Annotated in this window: 21 protein-coding genes and 1 pseudogene; 11 read left to right on the plus strand and 11 right to left on the minus strand. The window is 38.6% G+C overall.

Annotated features, from left to right (window positions below; genetic code table 11):
* Positions 1–392: 392 nt before the first annotated feature.
* Positions 393–1,076 (plus strand): class I SAM-dependent methyltransferase, encoded by a 684-nt coding sequence (locus IPO27_05925; GenBank protein ID MBK8846127.1) that lies wholly within the window; start codon positions 393–395, stop codon positions 1,074–1,076.
* A 170-nt stretch (positions 1,077–1,246) separates the two neighbouring features.
* Here IPO27_05925 and IPO27_05930 read toward each other — a convergent pair whose 3' ends face one another.
* On the minus strand, positions 1,247–2,023 hold the full coding sequence (locus IPO27_05930) for an enoyl-CoA hydratase/isomerase family protein (protein MBK8846128.1): 777 nt from the start codon (positions 2,021–2,023) through the stop codon (positions 1,247–1,249).
* Positions 2,024–2,120: 97 nt separating this feature from the next.
* Between IPO27_05930 and IPO27_05935 the strand changes: the two genes are divergently transcribed.
* The 3 genes from IPO27_05935 to IPO27_05945 all read left to right on the plus strand — a co-directional run bounded on the left by IPO27_05935 (position 2,121) and on the right by IPO27_05945 (position 6,142).
* A complete protein-coding gene (locus IPO27_05935) occupies positions 2,121–3,581 on the plus strand; it encodes a T9SS type A sorting domain-containing protein (protein MBK8846129.1) in 1,461 nt (486 codons plus the stop codon).
* A gap of 139 nt (positions 3,582–3,720) precedes the next feature.
* Entirely contained in the window at positions 3,721–4,419 is a 699-nt protein-coding gene (locus IPO27_05940; protein MBK8846130.1) for an FKBP-type peptidyl-prolyl cis-trans isomerase, read from the plus strand.
* Positions 4,420–4,492: 73 nt separating this feature from the next.
* Positions 4,493–6,142: a T9SS type A sorting domain-containing protein gene (locus tag IPO27_05945; protein ID MBK8846131.1), complete on the plus strand. Its 1,650-nt coding sequence runs from the start codon at positions 4,493–4,495 to the stop codon at positions 6,140–6,142.
* Here the strand turns inward: IPO27_05945 and IPO27_05950 are convergent.
* Entirely contained in the window at positions 6,139–6,675 is a 537-nt protein-coding gene (locus IPO27_05950; GenBank protein MBK8846132.1) for an N-acetyltransferase, read from the minus strand. The genes IPO27_05945 and IPO27_05950 overlap by 4 nt on opposite strands.
* Before the next feature lie 212 nt (positions 6,676–6,887).
* On the opposite strand from IPO27_05950, the gene IPO27_05955 reads away from it, so the two are divergent.
* Positions 6,888–9,578 (plus strand): TonB-dependent receptor, encoded by a 2,691-nt coding sequence (locus IPO27_05955; GenBank protein MBK8846133.1) that lies wholly within the window; start codon positions 6,888–6,890, stop codon positions 9,576–9,578.
* Between the two features lie 115 nt (positions 9,579–9,693).
* Positions 9,694–10,419 carry a GLPGLI family protein gene (locus tag IPO27_05960; GenBank protein MBK8846134.1) on the plus strand — a complete coding sequence of 242 codons (726 nt, stop codon included), beginning with the start codon at positions 9,694–9,696 and terminating at the stop codon, positions 10,417–10,419.
* A gap of 2 nt (positions 10,420–10,421) precedes the next feature.
* Here IPO27_05960 and truB read toward each other — a convergent pair whose 3' ends face one another.
* From truB to IPO27_05980, 4 genes are read right to left on the minus strand one after another with little or no spacing between them, the layout of a single operon-like run.
* Positions 10,422–11,162: a tRNA pseudouridine(55) synthase TruB gene (gene truB, locus IPO27_05965; GenBank protein MBK8846135.1), complete on the minus strand. Its 741-nt coding sequence runs from the start codon at positions 11,160–11,162 to the stop codon at positions 10,422–10,424.
* A 12-nt stretch (positions 11,163–11,174) separates the two neighbouring features.
* Entirely contained in the window at positions 11,175–11,969 is a 795-nt protein-coding gene (locus IPO27_05970) for an undecaprenyl-diphosphate phosphatase (protein ID MBK8846136.1), read from the minus strand.
* A gap of 17 nt (positions 11,970–11,986) precedes the next feature.
* The gene (locus IPO27_05975; protein ID MBK8846137.1) at positions 11,987–12,274 is read right to left on the minus strand and encodes a DUF3098 domain-containing protein; all 288 of its coding nucleotides are present in this window, start codon (positions 12,272–12,274) and stop codon (positions 11,987–11,989) included.
* 47 nt (positions 12,275–12,321) lie between these two features.
* The gene (locus tag IPO27_05980) at positions 12,322–13,197 is read right to left on the minus strand and encodes a cell division protein FtsX (GenBank protein ID MBK8846138.1); all 876 of its coding nucleotides are present in this window, start codon (positions 13,195–13,197) and stop codon (positions 12,322–12,324) included.
* Between the two features lie 238 nt (positions 13,198–13,435).
* On the opposite strand from IPO27_05980, the gene IPO27_05985 reads away from it, so the two are divergent.
* A complete protein-coding gene (locus tag IPO27_05985; GenBank protein ID MBK8846139.1) occupies positions 13,436–14,038 on the plus strand; it encodes an N-acetyltransferase in 603 nt (200 codons plus the stop codon).
* A gap of 9 nt (positions 14,039–14,047) precedes the next feature.
* On the plus strand, positions 14,048–15,061 hold the full coding sequence (locus tag IPO27_05990; GenBank protein ID MBK8846140.1) for a Gfo/Idh/MocA family oxidoreductase: 1,014 nt from the start codon (positions 14,048–14,050) through the stop codon (positions 15,059–15,061).
* A 302-nt stretch (positions 15,062–15,363) separates the two neighbouring features.
* Here IPO27_05990 and IPO27_05995 read toward each other — a convergent pair whose 3' ends face one another.
* The 3 genes from IPO27_05995 to IPO27_06005 all read right to left on the minus strand — a co-directional run bounded on the left by IPO27_05995 (position 15,364) and on the right by IPO27_06005 (position 16,401).
* Positions 15,364–15,927: a hypothetical protein gene (locus IPO27_05995; GenBank protein MBK8846141.1), complete on the minus strand. Its 564-nt coding sequence runs from the start codon at positions 15,925–15,927 to the stop codon at positions 15,364–15,366.
* A 118-nt stretch (positions 15,928–16,045) separates the two neighbouring features.
* Positions 16,046–16,204 (minus strand): hypothetical protein, encoded by a 159-nt coding sequence (locus IPO27_06000; protein ID MBK8846142.1) that lies wholly within the window; start codon positions 16,202–16,204, stop codon positions 16,046–16,048.
* Between the two features lie 56 nt (positions 16,205–16,260).
* Complete coding sequence (locus tag IPO27_06005; GenBank protein MBK8846143.1) at positions 16,261–16,401, minus strand: hypothetical protein; 141 nt, start codon at positions 16,399–16,401, stop codon at positions 16,261–16,263.
* A gap of 158 nt (positions 16,402–16,559) precedes the next feature.
* Between IPO27_06005 and IPO27_06010 the strand changes: the two genes are divergently transcribed.
* From IPO27_06010 to IPO27_06020, 3 genes and pseudogenes are all read left to right on the plus strand, one after another.
* On the plus strand, positions 16,560–16,739 hold the full coding sequence (locus tag IPO27_06010) for a hypothetical protein (GenBank protein ID MBK8846144.1): 180 nt from the start codon (positions 16,560–16,562) through the stop codon (positions 16,737–16,739).
* Between the two features lie 197 nt (positions 16,740–16,936).
* Positions 16,937–17,941 carry an endonuclease gene (locus IPO27_06015; protein MBK8846145.1) on the plus strand — a complete coding sequence of 335 codons (1,005 nt, stop codon included), beginning with the start codon at positions 16,937–16,939 and terminating at the stop codon, positions 17,939–17,941.
* Positions 17,942–18,235: 294 nt separating this feature from the next.
* Positions 18,236–18,937 (plus strand): annotated as a pseudogene (locus IPO27_06020) (hypothetical protein).
* A gap of 42 nt (positions 18,938–18,979) precedes the next feature.
* On the opposite strand, the gene IPO27_06025 reads toward IPO27_06020, so the two are convergent.
* Together IPO27_06025 and paaC are read right to left on the minus strand one after the other, a co-directional pair.
* The gene (locus IPO27_06025; GenBank protein ID MBK8846146.1) at positions 18,980–19,435 is read right to left on the minus strand and encodes a 6-carboxytetrahydropterin synthase; all 456 of its coding nucleotides are present in this window, start codon (positions 19,433–19,435) and stop codon (positions 18,980–18,982) included.
* 27 nt (positions 19,436–19,462) lie between these two features.
* On the minus strand, positions 19,463–20,221 hold the full coding sequence (paaC, locus tag IPO27_06030; GenBank protein ID MBK8846147.1) for a phenylacetate-CoA oxygenase subunit PaaC: 759 nt from the start codon (positions 20,219–20,221) through the stop codon (positions 19,463–19,465).

Raw genomic sequence — 20,221 nt, forward strand, 5'->3', positions numbered from 1 at the left:
TTTAGTTTACATGATATTCAACAACGCATGAAGCCATTAGTATGCGCTGCAACCTACACTGCCAAAGGTGTTTTTGTATCTGAATGTGGTTGGTAATTTGATGATTATAACTATGTGCTTATACGTTGCGCTAAAACTCTTACTCAATTTTGCGCACCAGACATAACTAAAGCGTACAACATTTTCTGCTCATATGTTGCATTTAAATTTTGATTTAACCATTGTGATATGTTTGCCTGCAAGTATTTGAAACTTGATTTTTTCTTTTTTGCTAAAGTATGTAATCAGAGTCGTTGTAATTTATATTTTTACAATAAATAATTAACGTGAAGCTGTGGGCTGTTTTTTTTTTATTCCGGCTGACGCGAACAAAAAAAATAACCGACACCATAATGACAAAAGAATTAACGAAAGACATTATACAGTGGGACATAAAATCTTGGTCTAAGGCACTTTCGTATTGGGACAGCAATATTGATTGGAATGAAATTAAAAACGGGCTTGAGTTAGGGGGTAGAGAAGGTGGACTTTCGCTTTGGCTCGCATTAAAAGGATTGACAGTTGTTTGCTCTGACCTGAACGATGTTCACACAACAGCACAACCACTTCATGTTAGACACAATGTTTCTTCGCATGTCAAATACCAGGATATTGACGCAACTAATATTCCATACGAAAACTATTTTGACATTATCGTATTCAAATCAATTATAGGCGGAATTGGGAGAAACGACAAAGTTGAAATTCAACAAAAGGTTTTCAAAGAAATATACAAAGCATTGAAACCAGGTGGAAAACTTTTGTTTGCAGAAAATCTAATTGCCTCTCCTTTTCACCAACAACTAAGAAAAAGATTTGTCAACTGGGGAAGTTCCTGGAGATATGTGTCTATTAAGGAAATGAAAGAATTTCTTAACGACTTTTCGTACTGCGACATACATACTACAGGTGTTCTTGGAACATTTGGCAGAAATGAAAGTCAGAGAACTTTACTATCAACAATTGACCAATTAATTTTAAATAGAATTTGTCCAGCCAATTGGAAATATATCATTTATGGTATTGCAGAGAAATAGAATTACTCATGCCCACAGCACTTCTAATTAAACAAAGATCAATTATAAAAACAAATGAAACGCCACGTTATGCTACCCTGATGCTTTTAATCAAGTTTCGTTCTAAAGAAATATTGTTGTTTCTCTTGCACGAATTTGCCATCCATTTAAAGACTGCCAGATTAAGCAAACTACTCTCCTTTAAACACCGGCTTTCTTTTTTCGAGAAATGCCTGTACCCCTTCGTTATAATCGTGTGTTTGGCCTGCAATGGTTTGCAATTGTTCTTCTACATTTAATTGTTGTGTCAGTGTATTTGACAGCGAAGCATTCAATGCACGTTTGGTTAGTCCAAGTCCCCTGGTGGGCATGGTTGCTAATAAGCCGGCACATTTCATAGCTGTTTCTTCCATTATTTCTGCTTCGCAAACTTTATATATCATGCCCATGCTTTGTGCTTCGGCAGCGCTCACTTTATCGCCCAGCATCATTAATGCAGTAGCGCGTTGCAGGCCTATCAATCGTGGCAGTGTGTAGGTGCCTCCACTATCTGGTATTAAACCAATCTTGCTAAACGCTTGTATAAAGCTTGCTTCGCTTGAAGCAAAAACAATATCGCAAGCCAGTGCAATATTGGCACCTGCGCCTGCCGCTACACCATTTACGGCACAAACTATCGGTTTTTCGATGGTGCGTATTTTTTCAATAATCGGATTATAATGATCCTTTACAATACTTTTTAATTCAGGCCCATCGGTTGCAATGGCTTCTGCCAAATCCTGCCCTGCGCAAAATGCGCGGCCATTGCCGGTTATATAAATTACACGAACCGCATTGTCAGCTGCAAATTGATCCAACGTTTGTTGAAGCATCATAGCCATCTCCTTGTTAAAGCTATTTAATACTTCGGGCCTGTTTAGTTTTATTATTCCTATCCCTGTTTTTATCTCACTAATTATACTACTCATAGTCGAAAATTATTTTTTTTCTTCAAACATCAAAATAATAATATATTTTTGGCTTAACAAAGTCCCCTAATAATTAAACATTTAAAATAATAATCTGATGAGAAAAATTTTCTACGCGTTAATCGCATGCTGTTTGTTAACCTTAAATAGTTACAGTCAGTGCACTCCGGACAATAATATTACGGTACCGGGCATTTATCCCGATACTCTTACCAATTTGCCACCGGCATATTTTAACCAACCCTATGCTACTACCTTACAGGCAAAGGTTCTTACTGATACCAATACCTCGCAGGGTTATGCTACCATAACCAATATTGTAATAAACAGTGTTACCGGTATGCCACCGGGTGTAAATTATCAATGCTACAACAACAACTGTACTTTTCCGGGGGGCAGCAATCGATGTATACAGGTAAGTGGCACACCTACGGCACAAGGAACGTATCCTATCACCGTTAATATTACCATTAATGCAAAGCTGTTTGGAGTATTACCAACATCGCAGCAATCAAGCGTAGTAGGTTATAAAATTGTGGTTAACCCTGCTCACAATGTAGATTTTATTGGTACGCCAACTATTGTTTGTGCGGGAGGTACAGTAAATTTTGGCGAGTCAAGCAACTATCCATCAACCAGCCGTACGTGGACATTTACAGGAGGAAACCCGGCTACTTCTACCGATCAATTTCCGGTAGTAACTTATGCCACACCGGGAAGCTATGCGGTTTCTCTTACATCAACCAGTGTGGGAGGTACTGATACAGAAACCAAGTCATCGTTTATTAATGTGAATGCCTTGCCTACCGGATTTATCAAGTATAATAGCAATGATAGTGCATGTGCAGGAGATACCGTAAAACTTATGGCTAACAGTGCCGGGGCCACCAGCTATCAGTGGTACAAAGGAGTAAACATAATTAATGGCGCTATGTCACAAACCTACAATGCCGTTACAACCGGCACGTATAAGGTAATGGTAACAGGTCCCAATGGTTGCGCAAAAACACTCGCACCCAAAAAGGCAACGATAGTGCCGCTGCCTGCAGCTGTTATAACCCCGGCAGGTCCTACAACATTTTGCCAGGGTCAAAGCGTGTTGCTAAATGCTAATACCGGAACAGGCCTAACTTATCGCTGGAAAAAAAATGCAAACTTTATTACCAATGCCACTGCTTCGGCCTACACTGCTAATAAAGCAGGCACCTACCGTGTAGAGGTTAAAAATAGTTTTGGTTGCAAAAAACTCTCTTCCGGAGTACAGGTTACTATTAATTGTCGTGAGTCTTCGTCTATCGAAGTTCCAATATCGGGAATTCAACTAATGCCAAACCCGGCCAACGATTTGGTCACCATAACATTTACTGCAACTAGCCATAATGTAAACCTTGTGCTCACCGATATTACAGGTCGTGTGCTTGTAAGCAAAGAGGTAGAGGTGGCTCAAGGGCAGATAAATCAATTGGACTTGCCCTTAACAGAATTTAATTCGGGTGTATATTTTGTTGCAGTTTTAGATGGCAAAAAACAAATGACAGCTAAACTGATAGTAAAATAGCATTAATAGACACCCTCAAAGGTTGGATATAAACTAAAATTTAACCCGTGCATTTTTAAAATGGCACGGGTTTTATTATGGATTTTATACTAAATTCGCGCCTCATTTTAATTTGAAAAAAAAGCAAAAAAAAGTAACAATGAATAAAATTAAATCATTAATTATCGGTGCAGCCATGCTTGGTGCAGGCATCTCAAAATCTCAAACAATGGAATTAAAAACCAAAGCAGACACGCTAAGTTATGCAATAGGAGTGTCTATTGCAGGCAACCTGCAACAAAGCAAACTAGACAAGGATCTTGATATTGACAAACTTGCAGCGGGTATGAAAGACTTTTTTGCCAACAAAGAACTAAAGATGGACATGAACTCTTGTAACTCATTTATTCAAAATCTTATGCAAGAGCGTCAGGCAGTAGCAGATGCCGAAAAACAAGCAAAGGCTGGCGAGAACCTTGCAAAGGGCAAAGCATTTTTAGAAGAAAACAAAAAACGCAAAGGAGTTGTAGCATTACCAAGCGGATTGCAATACGAAGTAATTACTGAAGGAAAAGGGCCAAAGCCGGGTGCAGCAGATAAGGTAAAAACACATTACCATGGAACATTAATGGATGGAACGGTTTTCGATAGCTCGGTACAACGTGGGCAACCAATAGAGTTTCCTGTAAATGGTGTAATTAAAGGATGGACCGAAGCGCTTCAGTTAATGGGTACTGGTAGTAAGTGGAAGTTATTTATTCCGGCCGATTTGGCCTATGGTGAGCAAGGTGCTGGCGGCTCTATTGGAGCTAACGAAACACTAATTTTTGAAGTAGAATTGCTTGAAGTAATTAAGTAATTTAAACAAATAATGAAATTTAAGCCGGCCATGTTGCCGGCTTTTTTTATTTTTGACGTTATCAATAAGCTCCATGAAAAAAGTATTTGTAATTGTATTGACTTTGCTTTCCACCTTGCCGGGGTTACATGCGCAGCCTGTACCTTTACGAAATGATATAACCATAACCAAACTGATGAAAGCTCCCCCTTTGGTTACACGCATGGCTTACCGCGAAATGGACTCGAGTTTTTATTTATGCGATGTGCCAGGCAATATATATAAAGTTACTTTTATCACTCCGGATAGCGCTACGTATACACTCATGTTTACATCAGCACATCATGGAATTACGTACATGCAAGGCTTACAGTTTCATGATAGCACAATCTACGTTTCGGGCAATAACCACACAGATTCGGCCTATACACAAGGGTTGGTGGTTAGGGGGGTGTTAGGTGCTAATGGAAACACGCAATGGCAGGTGGTGGCATCAGGCTGGTATGAAACTGCATCGGCTTTTGATCATTACTTTTCAGGAATGATTTTGAATCAGGCGGGCGACACTATTATCTGGTGTAGTGGTGCTCGTGGCGATCATGGCGAAGAGCAATCGCGCAACGGACAGTTTCCCGGATTACGAAATACTCCGCATACCTCGCGAATGCTGGCCATTCCGGCTAATGGTGTCAAAATAGCCATACCTAATGATAGCATAGGGATACAGTACAGTGGATTTATTTATTGCGAAGGCGTACGTAATACGTATGCGCTTGCCTATAATGCAAGCGGGCATTTGCTGGGTTGCGACAATAGTGGCGATCGCGATGATGATGACGAACTCAACTGGATACGCAAGGGACTGCACTATGGTTTTCCTTATGTAATGGGCAGTAACCCTAATCCGCAACAATATCCGGGTTTCAATCCTGCAACCGACTTATTGATTAATCACGCTTCGTCTGCTTTTTTAAATGGCTTTTTTTATAATGACAGCACATTCCCTCAGGCGCCACTTATAAATTTTCAACTACCTTGTAAGAACAATGGACCCGATGCTGCTTTGTACCGCGATAGCACCACAGGTGCAATCGTAAATGGCGCACTCAATGGTACTGGCACATCTAGTTTTACAGCACACCGGTCGCCACTGGGGCTGGTCTTCGACAAGGATAGCCTGCTGGGTAGCGATATGAAAGGCAACGGTTTTGTATTGAGTTGGACAAGAGGTGATACTGCATTGGCGGGCTTCAGTCAATTACTGGCTCCCTTTAATGATCATAGCGAAGATCTATTGATGCTTGATATGCAATTGAATCTGGCCGGTGATAATTATGAAATGAATGCTTACCGCATAGCCGAAAATTTCATTACGCCTATTGATGCGGCATTGCGCGACAGCAGCTTGTATGTTATTGAATTTGACGGGGGCAATGCAGGCTCGTTCTATCGTATTCGTTTGCCTTATACGCAGGTGTCGCTTGCCGAAGGTGCACCACCCGAAGAATTGATTGCTTATCCAAATCCCGCTCAAGACTATGTAGTAATAACAGGATTTGCACCAACTAACAAAAATTTTACAGTACAGTTTTATGATATTTCAGGAAAGGAAATTTTAATTCCAATTACAAAACATTTTAATCACATACAGGTACCGTTACGGCTTGTGCCAAATGGAATGTATGTATGTAAATTAATTTGCGAAAACAAAGTGTTTCGCACAAAGTTGATGGTGCAACATTAATCTTCGGTTGGGTGTTCAGGTGTTTTTAATATCAACTGCATAAAAACAAGATCAAGCCATCGCCCAAATTTATAAGCCGCTTCTTTTATATAACCACATTGCTCAAAACCAAGCTGCTTGTGAAAGTCAATGCTCACGGTATTTTCTGCATCTATGCCGGCAATTAACGTATGAATGTTATTTGCTTCCGCTTTTCGAAATAATTCGAAAAGCAACTTACGCGCAACACCCTGTTTTCTGAAGTCCTTATGTACATATACCGAATGCTCGGCCGAATACTTATATGCCGCACGCACCCTAAACTGACCATAGCTTGCAAATCCTGCTATCATGTTACCCGATTCATACACCAGCACCGGATAAGCTTTTTTTACTTTTTCCTGGTACCAGTTCAGTATATCGGTACTAGTATATGTTTTGTATTCGTAAATAGCAGTGGTGTTGATGATTGCATCGTTAAAAATTGCAAGAATGCCGGGTAAGTCGGCTTGGGTTGCTTCGCGAATTAAAAAGTTATTAGGACGCACTATCATATTTCTAGCATAAATAAAGTATGCGCAATATCCATTATTAATTTTAATCCGGTTAATACTTTGCCGTTTAGAATTTAACAATTCGTTACTAAAAAAAATTGCCTCAGGATAAAATGAAAGCAATACTTTTGACTCAGAACAAAGTACCTGAACCCCTTTCAATGAAAACCATATACATTGCTTTCGTGCTGTTTTTCTGTTTCGCATTTGGTGTGCAATCACAGACGCTCACCATTCGTGGAACGGTATCAGATACCGCATCAGGCAAGCCACTGAAGAATGCCGTAGTACTTGCATCGCGCCTTGCCGACTCGGTACTCGTGGCTTATGGGCGCACCAACGAATATGGTCTTTTTTCCATTTCCAATTTGCCGGTTGATACCTACCAGGTGATTATTGAACATACTTTGTTTGGCGATCAACTATTTTTTGTGTTAGGCAATTTGAAGCAACTTGAAATTGATTTTGGAAAAATTGCCATGCCACCAAAAACACTATCTCTCAAGGAAATTACTGTATTTGGCAACAGCGAAGCTATTTTTTATAAAGGCGATACCTTGGTTTACACGGCTGACTCATTTAAAGTAAAAGCCAATGCCAATGTGGAAGACTTACTAAAAAAATTACCCGGCATACGTGTTGAGAAGGATGGAAAAATATATTCACAAGGCAAAGCCGTTGATCAGGTGTTAGTTGATGGTGATGAATTTTTTGGCAGCGATCCTACCATTGCTACACGCAACCTCAATGCCAGTGGCATTGAGAATGTGCAGGTATATGAAAAGAAAGCAGAATCGGTAGATGCCCCCAACGAAACCTTACAGGTAATGAATCTTACGTTAAAAGAGGAAGCCAAGAAAGGTCATTTTGGTAAGGCAATTGCAGGTAGTAACGGCAGCAATTTTCACGAAGGCCAGGCTTTGATTAATAAATTTAATTCGAACACCAAGATTTCAGGATTTTTAATTGGTAGCAATACCCCATCAAACAATGTAGATTGGGAAGATGCCTATAAATATGGAATTGAAGATGCTATGGGCGAAATGACCATGATGGATGATGGCGATGGCTACATGTACTCGCGCACTATGGATAATGATGGCCTGCCGCGTGTATTGAAAGGAGGCGCCTATTACTCAGATAAAATAAACACGAAAGCAAAAATTAATCTGAGCTACTCTTATAGCCAAAACTCAGTAGAAAAAAGAACCGAAACCAGCACACAAAATTTTTTAGAAGACTCCACTTTTTTTTCTGAAAATGCTTCGCAGCAAAAACAAAGTGGCGAAAGCAATGCGTTCAATTTTGGGATGACCTATAAGATTGACACCTTAACTGAATTTGAAATAAAAAACAAGATAAGGATTAGCAACTATGAAAATACCTCGAGCGATGAAACTGACTTTAATACTGGCGTACAAAAATTTTTGCGCAGTAACGATATTTTTTCCAAAACCAACGGTGAAAACTTTGCGTCAAACCACCTGTGTAAATTTTCCAGAAATTTTAAAAAGAAGTTCAGGTCATTAAATTTTAATTACAACTTCAACACGACTAATGGCTTTAGCGATGGGCAATTACTATCATCCAATATAGCCACCGTTACAACCGGCAATGAAGATGCTGATCAGGAAAAAATCAGAAATTCAAAAAATACCTTTCAGGGTGCCCAACTGAGCTATACAGAGCCCCTCACCCCTAAATTCAAAAGTGAGATTGGCTACGAATGGAGTCGCGATAAAAGCAATCAGAATCGCGAGACGTATGATTATAATGTTTTAGAAAATAGCTATAACCTGTTTAACGGATTGCTAAGCAATAATTTTGAAAACCTACGGTTTAGTAACCGACTTTTCACCAGATTCATTTACGAAACTAAAAAAATAAGAGCATCCGCAGGCGCTCGGGGTCAACATGTGAATGCAAAAAATGTTAACCTGATAGATGGCTCGGTGCTCAGGCAAGAAGTAAACCAGATACTACCAAGTGCCGCTGTGCGAATACGCACTCAGGACAATGCCAATTTCTCTTTTCGTTATAGCACAAGTTCCCGATTGCCCGATATAAATCAAATACAGCCGGTAAATGATAATAGCAATCCAAATAATATTCGGATTGGCAATCCCGAATTGTTACCCACCTTTAAACACAAAGCAGATATCACTTATAACTTTTGGAAAGCCATATCTGGAAATAATCTATGGTCGAGTATCAATATTACAAACACCGCCAATGATTTTACCAATGAAATAACCTACGATAGTCAGGGAAGAACATATACACGCACCGTTAATGTAAATGGCAATTACTCGGCAGATGCAAACGTATATTACACCAAATCTTTTTTGTCGAAAAAACTGAGTATCGCCCCAGATATATCGGCCAATTATAGCCGGTTTAAGAATTTTATTGGCGGGCGCGAAAACATTACCCTTGACCGCGGCATAAGCAGCGGTGTAGAGATGAGTGCCGAACTCGAAAACTTTGAAGCCTCGGTGAGTTATAATTATAGTTATAGCAAACCATCTTCTTCGCTCAACAATGCCAGCAACAGGCCCTTCGGTACCGACCGCATTTCGGGAAGCTTTAGTTTAGAAATACCCAAGCTATTGACTATTGAAGCAGAAGCTGAGTATGTAAAAAATAATCAGCGGGCGCAAGGTTTTAATACGGAATTCACCTTGCTCAATGCCCGTATTCTTTTTCCAGTAATGAAGGATAAAAAAATGCAGCTAAGTGTTGAAGGCTATGACTTGCTTAATCAAAACATCAATATCTCACGCGACATTACAAACAATACCATTACCGATACCAAAACCAATGTGATTAACCGGTTTTACATGATAAAACTGATGTATAAGTTTAATAGTAAGAATGCAAATGAAGACGATGAGGGTTGGTAAAATGTCCAAAAATATTAAACTAGTAGAAAATAAAATGCCTGAAATAATAAAACCCTTTTGATTCCTGATGCAGATGATTTGCACGCAAATACTTCTTCAATATTAACCAAATAGGATGCATAAATTAAAAACATATATAGTTATAGTTGTACTGATAGCTTTGTGCCAGGAGTCGCATGCACAAATACGGCATGGCAAAATTGTGTATGAACGAAAAACTAATCTATACAAAAAACTAAAAAGCGATGATGCCAAAGACTGGCTAAAAGAAAGTGACAAAATTAAAATCGATGTTTTTGAACTTTATTTTAATGACAGTATCACCTTGTTTAAACAACAGGAAAGCGACCTTCGTGAGTATTACGCCTGGGCTACCATCAAGAATATGGTTTACCAAAACAATAATACCGGGGAGCGGCTTACGATAAAAAAAATCTGGAACGAAGAGTTTGTTTTGAAGGATTCGCTCGTAAGGCGTGACTGGAAAATAACAGATAGCAAACGAAACATATGCGGCTACAATTGCCGAAAGGCTATTTGGCAGGCTAATGACAGCACCCGCATTTATGCCTGGTATTGCACTGAAATAGAATTGAGCATTGGCCCAGAAAATTTTATTGGACTACCGGGAGCCATACTTGGTCTTGCCACTGAGGATGGTGGTGTTATCTATTTTGCAAAAAGTGTAGATCAGACAAACCCTTCTCCTGAAAACTTGCAGTTAAAAAAGACCAAAGCAAAAGTTTATAAAACCAATGAACTAAAGGCTAAGCTGGAAAAGGAATTTGGTAAAGACCGTTGGGGTAAAGAAATGATAGAAAACAATTTCGGACTTTGGTAATGTTATTGGCTTTGCTCTTGGTGGAGTTGGTGCATTCGCGCTATCACTTCTTCTATTGTCACTGACAACTCAAGGTGATAGTCGCCTACTTTTGTGCGGCAAAGCGAACTTAGGTAAGCCCCTGACTGCAGTGCTTTTCCAAAATCATTTGCCAGTGAGCGTATATACGTCCCTTTGCTGCATACTACCCTAAATGAAACAACAGGCATGGTAATGTTGGTAATTTCAAATGCATAGATGGTCACTTCTTTTTCGGCAATGGCAACCTCCTGCCCTGCACGTGCCAGGTGATACGCACGCTTACCATCTACTTTTACTGCCGAAAAAACCGGGGGTGCCTGCATAATTTTTCCAACAAAATTTTTTGAAACTGCATGTATCAGCTCGGCAGATATAAGATCGGTTTGAAAAAAAGTATCGGGCTCCTTTTCAAGGTCATAGCAGGGAGTGGTAGCACCAATAAAAAAGGTGCCTGTATATTCTTTTAACTGTGCCTGTATACTTTCTATCTGCTTGGTGCAGCTGCCAGTGCACAATACTAAAACGCCTGTTGCCAATGGATCCAGTGTACCTGCGTGCCCTATTTTTAGTTTTCTTATTTGTCCTTCGGCATTGCGAAGCTTGAGTTTGTTGGCAGTAAGTTTAATGCAATTTACCGCATCAAAGGAGGTCCATCGTAACGGTTTATTTATGTTTAGTGTACTGCCGTTAAATAACTGCTCGAGCGTAAAGTGTGGTGACATTGCTGCAATAAGTTATCCGGCCATATGTAAATCATAGCGAAACACATATATCAATATCAGTAATGAAGCGCCTACTATAATGCGATAATAACCAAAATGTTTAAAGCCCTTACGCTTGAGAAAACTGATAAATCCCTTAATGGCTATAAGAGCAACTATAAACGCAACAGCATTGCCCACCAATAACAAATTTATCTGGTCAGAGGAAATGACTATTCCCTTTTCGTAATAATCATACAATTCTTTTATCGTTGCTGCGAACATGGTAGGTACGGCAAGAAAAAAAGAAAATTCGGCAGCCTGTGCGCGCGTCAACCCCATAGTCATGCCGCCTATAATAGTGGCTGCCGACCGCGATACTCCGGGAATCATACTTATACATTGAAAAACACCAATTACAAATGCGTCTTTATAATTGATAATTTTTTCGCGAATGTTATCCTGAAATATTTTATCTATAAAAAGCAAAATAATACCGCCCAGAAGCAAGGCTATGGCAACCACAGTTACATTTTCGAGCAAGGCATCGATGTGTTTTTTTAACAGCAAGCCAACAATTACCGCTGGTATAAATCCTGCTATCAGCTTAAAATAAAAATCGAACGATTTAAAAAAACGCTTCCAATACAAAACCACTACACTAAGAATGGCTCCAAACTGAATGCATACTGTAAACAGCTTGGCAAATTCCTTATCTTCAATCTTTAGGAATGCTTCGGCAATAATCATATGCCCGGTGCTGGAAATAGGTAAAAACTCAGTCAGCCCTTCTACAATGGCAATGATAATAGCTTGTAAATAAGTCATGGATAATGAAGGGGTCCTTACTCTTTGGATTTATAAATAATAGCTGCAACCTCAATACCAAAGCCAAGAATAACTACTATGGGAGCAATGGTAATCCTACGCGTACTAAAAATTTCGGGACTAAAAGCGGTAGGGTCATCGGGGTTGCCACCTGCCATTAATATAAATCCTAAAATTATTACGGCTATGCCAATAAGCATAAGCATATAATTTTCGCGTCCAAAAGCAAAATCAACTTTGCCGGTATCGTTAGGTTTGGAGGGGCTTTTTGGGGCTTCTTGTTTTTTATTAGGTACTAATGCCATAATTTTTTTTTCAAAAAAGAATTAAATTGTCAGAGTAAACAAGGGGCTTAAAACATGGCATCTGCCGGTTTATTTAACCATTTGTTTACCGCAAAGAAAGTACAAATTAGTGAAATGCCAATACTTATAGCAGTTAATATTCCGGTAATGGTCAGCCACATTTGAACATCGGTGACTACAATAATATCGGCTGAATATCTTCTTACAACAGTTACAAACAGAATAAGCAAAGCCGAAGCAATTACAGCAGCAACCAACCCATTGATAACAGACTTTATTAAAAATGGTTTTTGAATAAACGTGCGTGTAGCACCAACCAGTTGCATGCTACGAATAAGCATACGCTTGGCATACAAGGTGAGTCGGATGGTATTGTTTATTAAAATAATAGCCACAAAACCAAGGAGCGAGCTGAGAATGATTACGATAAGAGAAATTTTTTCGAGGCTTTGATTGATGCGCTCTACAAGTGATTGCTGAGCCACTACTTCTTTCACTTGTTTTTTTAATCGCATTACATTTTTAAAATGGTCAATCACCGTATTGTCTACATAATCGGCATTAAAAAATATCTCAATACTCGGGTTAAGGGGATTGTAGCCCAGGGTGGATATAAAATCATCGCCTAACTCCTCTTGCATAATTTGCGCAGCCTCTTCTTTACTAATATACTTTACTTGTTTTACAGCTTCATTTTGCTGCAATTCTTTTAACAAGGTATTGATATCGGCAGCAACCACATCGGGCTGTAAAAAAAGCGTTATCAAATGATTTTCTTTTACATAGTTTTTTGCCCGGTAGGCCTGCAATAATAATATGCCTAGCATGCCCAACAAAAAAAGCACAAGTGTAGTGCTTACAATGCTCGAAATGTACGAGGAACGAATTGTCCGTGTCAATATTGAATCTTTTGGCTCTGTCATTTAGTTTGGGGTTACAAATCCGGACAAACATATTTTTTTCTGATAAAACTATTTTGCTTAATAACTGCTATTTTAAAAAAGTAGTTAACAGCCAAAAGAGGATAATGGCCTGATTTTTATACTACCAATTTGAATCAACAAAATACTTGTCTCCATGAAAACTGCAATTTTATCCACTTTAAAAAACAATAGTACATTTGATGCCCATTCCAAAAAAAAAGATAATTACATTTTTGATATGAAATCAGGTTTTGAACCGGAGAGTAACCTTAGTTATTCAGCACATATAAGTGCAGTAATAGATGCCGGATGCGAAATAGGCGAAGGCACACGCATATGGCATTTTAGTCATATTATGCCTAACTGTAAAATTGGCCGCAACTGTAATATCGGGCAAAACGTAGTAATATCACCCGATGTGGTGCTAGGTAATAATGTAAAAGTTCAGAATAATGTGAGCCTGTATACCGGAGTACTTTGCGAGGACGATGTTTTTCTTGGACCCAGTATGGTTTTTACCAATGTAATTAATCCGCGTAGTGCTGTTGCTCGCAAGAATGAGTATAAGCAAACGCTGGTAAAAAGAGGGGCAAGCATTGGCGCAAACGCAACTATTGTTTGCGGCAACACCATAGGAGCATTTGCATTTATAGGAGCCGGTGCTGTAGTCACTAAAGATGTACCTGACTATGCGTTGCTCATGGGCAACCCTGCGCGTCAAACCGGATGGATGAGCGAGTACGGACACAAATTGAGTTTTGATGCCACCGGCCACGCCACCTGCCCCGAAAGCAAAGAGCGCTATAAATTAGAAAATGGCAGGGTGCAAAAAATTCAATAAGCAGCGAACATGGTTAAAAAAATAAAATTTGCCGTTGTAGGATGTGGCCATATTGGAAAACGCCATATTGAAATGATACATCGACATCCTGATTGTGAAGTGGTGGCTATGTGCGATATAAAGCCGCTAGAGCAGTTAACATTACCCTACGATTTGCCTTTTTATAATTCGTTTGAAAAACTTCTAGCTGCACACCCTGAAGTAGAAGTAGTAAATATTTGTGCACCTAATGGACTACATGCAGCTTTTGCATTAGAAGCGTTGCAGGCGCGTAAGCATGTGGTTATAGAGAAGCCAATGGCGCTTACTAAAGCTGATTGCGAAAAAATTATTTTTAAATCATTACAGGTTTCTCGCCATGTATTTTGTGTAATGCAAAATCGGTATTCACCACCAAGCGAATGGCTAAAGCATATCGTTGACAATAATATTATTGGCGACATCTTCCTGGTTCAGCTTATCTGCTATTGGAATCGTGATGAGCGCTATTACAAAGCGGGTACCTGGCATGGCACCAAAAATTTAGATGGTGGAACTTTGTTTACTCAATTCTCTCATTGGGTCGATTTACTATATTGGATATTTGGCGATATCGACCATATCAAAGCATCATTTGCAGATTTTAACCACTCTCAATTAACTGAGTTTGAAGACACGGGCATTGTACAATTTCAATTTGTAAATGGTGGGATGGGCAGTATTAATTTTTCCACTTCAGTGTGGGACAAAAACCTCGAAAGCAGCCTGACGGTAGTAGGAAGTAAAGGAAGCGTAAAAGTTGGCGGACAGTATATGAATCAAGTTGACTATTGCCATATTAAAGATTACAACTTGCCAACGCTTGCCGAAACAAACCCGGCCAATGATTATGGTGCTTACAAAGGATCGGCCAACAACCATGGTTTTGTTATACAAAACGTGGTTGATACCATACAAGACAAAACAAGCGCCACTACCAATGCCCTAGAAGGATTGAAAGTGGTTGATATTATTGAGCGTATTTATAACAGTGCCAACAAGTAATTGCCTTGGGCAATTGCTGCGTTTTTTGATTCTTGGTTTAAGTATAAATTCTTAGTTAAAGTTGCATTTCATTTTTCAGTGAAAAGTATTGTCGGTGGCTTATTTTTGTAAACCCATATGAATGGTTTGGCAGAAGTGGAAGTGCCATGCGCCCCATAATTATTTCGAAAAAAGTATAGAGTATTATTTTCAGAGAAACCCTTCATGGTGCTTTTTTTAAGTCGGTATCTTTGAAGTAATTGGTTTTTTCTTAACCCGTATTGTCTTTTAATGCCTATTTGCTGTCTTTTTTGGAATACGATTTACTTATCAAATATTTTCTTTTTTGTTATAGTTTCAAGCTCTTGATAACTTACTCCATATATTTTTAAATTATTGTAAGCGAGTGCTAGGTTCCGCTTCAGGGTTTCCTCTGCCATAAGGATAGATTTAGTTAAATTATTAAAATCCAATTCAGACCAAGTATAACCTTCAGATGAAAGGCGCAGCAGATCAGCGTCCGTATAATTGATTGGCAATTGAATAGTTCTTAATATCTGATCGTTTTCGAAAAATGTTGTTTTCGCGGGAATTGTTATTTTGCCTATAGTTACCTTGCTATCGTTAATTATTACTTCAATATCCGGACCTTTCTCTGCTTTCACTATTTCAATAAAGTGCAAAGCATAAACTGCTGCCTTTGTTGTTCCAATTGTTTTACTTTCCAAAGTAAATATTGCACCCGGCACAGCAAATTGTACCAAACCATCTGTGACAGTAATATCACAAATTATCTTTTGAGCAGCGACTTTATTACAACGAATAGCTGCTTTTATTAATTTAAGGGTTTGCAGAAGTTTTTTTTGATTTGATTTAAAACTTACCATCACACGTTATTATTTTATTGATTCATTGTTACTAGATTCTTTTGGGATAAATAGATTGCGATTATCTTTTATTTCAATGGCTTTTTTCAATTCAACAATAGTATTCAATTTTCCTTCTTCAAGAATGCTTTTTTTTCAATTCTGTAAGCAATTCCTCATTGCTGAAATCATCCCAAGTTAAGTCATATGCCGTGCAGCGCAGAATCATTTTGCTTACTAACATTTTTATAGCCGGAAAACCAATACCTCCTATTATTACTTTAATATAATCATCCATTGTTTGCTGTTTTTTGACTTTATCCTTAATGCCTTGAATCTCTTCTTATGTTTTTTTTAAAACGCAGTTCTTTCATACAACATGCTATCAATGCGTTCACGCAATTGCCTTACACTCCATCGTTCGTTGCTGCAAATCTGCATGTAGAATTCGCGTTGCAAATCGTCTTTAATATAAATTTGTGCGACCAACTTAATTCTCCCGACAGTGCAGAGATAATCCGTTTGGAGGGAATAGTCTCTACAGTGTAGAGACAATTCGAAATCTGTTGTTTGGTCCAGCCTTTGCCAAAATCTTCGGTTAGTTTTTGAGATAAATTTTCAATGACTTGTTCGCCTTAACCTGCTCTTTTATTTTGAAGAATTTCGGATTTAATCATGTTGCCAATGTTTCAGTAAAACATGGTAAGCTGCTGGTTAACAGTAACGGCAATGGCAACTTTGCTTTCGTATACCAATTGACAAATGGCATCTCGTACAACGCAGCAGTACTTAATTTATTTGATTTATTTTTACCCATGCTATTTAAGCCCTAATTGCCGTAAAGTAAGTCGTCTATCAGGCCTGTATCATTCATCTTTATCCAAATGTAAAATTGCCATCTATACTAAAAAACAAGTTTCGTTTTTTGTGGAACAGTTTGTTGTATATTTGAAGAGCACTTTTACGAGTGACTTTAGGTTGTATAATTAAGTTCGCTTAGCTGTACAACCGCTTATGTTAAATGGATTAAATGAAAAAACAATTTTTATTTTTTATACTGTTAGTACTTATCCTAAAGGTAAATGCGCAACTATTACCTGCAAACCTCAATTGCACTGATTCGAAAATATGGTTAAAGACCAATTATTACAATGGCATACATCAAACACTGGGCTATTCGCTTGCCCGAAAAAAAATGTATGCTTATATCGATAATCATAATGACTCGGTAGAGTGCGTGTATTCTGGCTTTAAGGTTTATAATGCGTATGGCAACGAAATTACTTTTCCGGCTCCGGTAAATACTGAGCACTCGGTGCCACAAAGTTTTTTTAGTAGTATGGATCCTATGCTTAGCGACATTCATCATTTGTTTCCATCATACGATTTATGGAACACCGACCGCGGCAGCAATCCTTTTATGGATATACCTGACAACAATACTGTTAAATGGGTAATCAACAATTACTCGCAAAGCAATATACCAAGTAATAATATTGATGGCTACAGCGAATACCGACCAACAGATTACGAACCTCGCGAATCACACAAAGGCGATTTAGCGCGAGCACTAGCATATTTTTATACCATGTATCCATCGGTTGGGCCTTTAACTGATGTAATTAGCCTCAATACAATGTTGCAATGGAATACGCAGGACCCTCCCAATCAAGACGAAATTGACCGCAACAATGCCATTGCATTTTATCAGGGAAATCGAAATCCATATATTGATTATCCATCGTGGATGATTCAGGCATTTGTTTGTAATATTTCGATAGCCGATGTTGATTTAGCAAGTAATTGGTCTGTTTATCCCAACCCTGCAAAAGATATACTCTTTGTAAAAAATGAATTGGCTTTTACACAAGGAATTATTTCGGTTTATAGCATGTCGGGCACACTGGTTTATTCGCAAAAAACAGATGATACAACCACTCAACTAGATATTAGCAAATTGAATGGTGGAGTGTACATCCTGCAGTACAATGCAGGCACCTTTATGTTTCAGCGAAAAATTGTTGTTATCAGATAAGCTTGCCAGGCAAAAATTATCGCTCTCTTTTGCAGATATTTATTTGTTACAAACATCATCTAAACTCCAAAAAAAATCTGGCAATAACTATTTCCGCTATTGATACTAAAACCCCAATGATCATGCATAAAATGTGCTTCTGTTCATATTAATAAAACACGGTGGGTTTGCACATATTGCTTGCTAAGCTAAAAATTAATTTCGTACGTTACTACGGATATAACATTAAAAAAATACTTGGTATAGGGTGATAGTTAATATTCATCGTCTGCGTTTTTAAAAAAAAACAATTGTATGTTAGAAAATTTACCACCGTACCTATACGTAGTATTTGGAATTACAACCCTGGCAACGTTGCTTCTTTTCATTTGGGCAATTAAAAATTCTGCAATTGACAACATTCGAAAAAAATCAACCCTACTGTTTTCTATATTAATAATTTGGCTGGCAATTCAAGCGGCCCTCAGCATAAGCAACTTTTACAACGCTGATACCAACACACTGCCGCCAAAAATAGTATTAACAGGCATACTACCTGCCATAGCAAGCATAGTGCTATTGTTTGCCACCTCCAGAGGGAGGCAATTTATTGATAGCTTACCACTAAAACATCTAACGTATATCAACACCGTTAGAGTTCCGGTTGAACTAGTTTTATATTGGCTTTATTTAAATAAATCTATCCCTGTACTGATGACATTTGAAGGACGAAACTTTGACATACTTGCCGGTATTACTGCACCTGTAATAGCATACTTTGGTTTTACAAAGCAGGTAATTGGTCGCAAGGTAATTATAGGCTGGAACATCGTTTGTTTGGGACTTCTACTTAATATTGTAGTAAGTGCATTTTTTTCTGCTCCTTCTCCATTACAACAACTTGCATTTGACCAACCCAATATTGCAATACTAAATTTTCCTTTTAGCTGGCTACCAACATTTATAGTTCCTATTGTGTTGCTCGTTCACCTTGCATCGTTACTACAATTGCTAAAACCGTTTAATAAAAGCTCGGGGCCTGAAAAAAAAATTTTCAGGTTATCCATTATCTTCTGCAAACCACTCGGAATATGAAGTTGGGGTTTCTTCAAGTTTCATGTAAATAAGTTGCAGGTTGTCGGGAATTAAAGGTGTCAACACGTTATTAAAATGCAAAAGAAGATTTTCGCAAGTAGGTTGTTTTTCGAGGAAGATTATTTTTTCAAATTCACTTTTCAGAAGTTCGTCCATCGTGCTATGAGGCGAATTTTTGTTTAGCACCAATGCATGATCAAAGTGTGCCAGAATATTTTCAAAAACGATTTTCTTTATTTGACTAAAGTCAACTACCATTCCTAATTTGGGATGATAAGCCTCATCTAATGGATAACCCTTAACCGTAACCGTTAATCGGTAGGTATGCCCATGGATGTTTTTGCATGGCCCATCATAGCCATACAATGCGTGGGCTACATCCATTAAAAAAACTTTGCTTACCCGCACTAATTGCTTCATACGTTTTGAATATTATGACCAAAAAAATTACCATTGCGCTCCGGGATAAGCGCGTTGGAGGTATTGCATTTCGCACAGCAAATGGCCAAGATGCTCGGTATGTACACCATTGTAGCCTCCTCCAATCTTATTAATCACATCAGGAATTTTTAAATCAGCTTCTGCAATCAATGCGTTAACATCGCTTTCCCAATGCGGATATAATTGCTCGTGACTAATACCTAAGCCCAAATCGACCAATTGCATATCGGTTTCATTCATGGCAAACATATCGTCTTTGTATCGCCACAATTGATTCAGTGCAAATTGTGTGCGTGTGTTGCTTTCTTCGGTACCCATGCCAAGTCTCATTATCCAATCGCGGCTATGACGAATGTGATAGTTTGTTTCTTTCACGGCTTTGGCTGCAAATCCCTGTAGCATAAGATTGTTACTGTTGCACAAGTGATGATACAAATGCCTGGCAAAAACCGAAAACAAAAATTGCCTTACCATAGTAAAAGCAAAGTCGCCATTAGGTTGCTCCACCATGAGGCAATTGTAATACATGCGTTCGCTTCTTAAAAAGGCAAGTTCATCGGCAGAGGTTTCTTTTGCGCTTAATGTTACAGCATATTCATAAAGCATCTCTGCCTGACCAAGTAAATCCAACGAAATATTTGTTAATGCCAGATCTTCTTCCAAAAAAGGGCCGCGACTGCACCAAGCTGCCAGGCGCTGCGATAAGATCATGTTGTTGTCGGCAAGCCTGAGCGAATAATTATATAAAGCATGGTTAACATTCAT

This window comes from Bacteroidota bacterium (genome assembly GCA_016714535.1).
Classification (GTDB): Bacteria; Bacteroidota; Bacteroidia; order AKYH767-A; family OLB10; genus JADKFV01.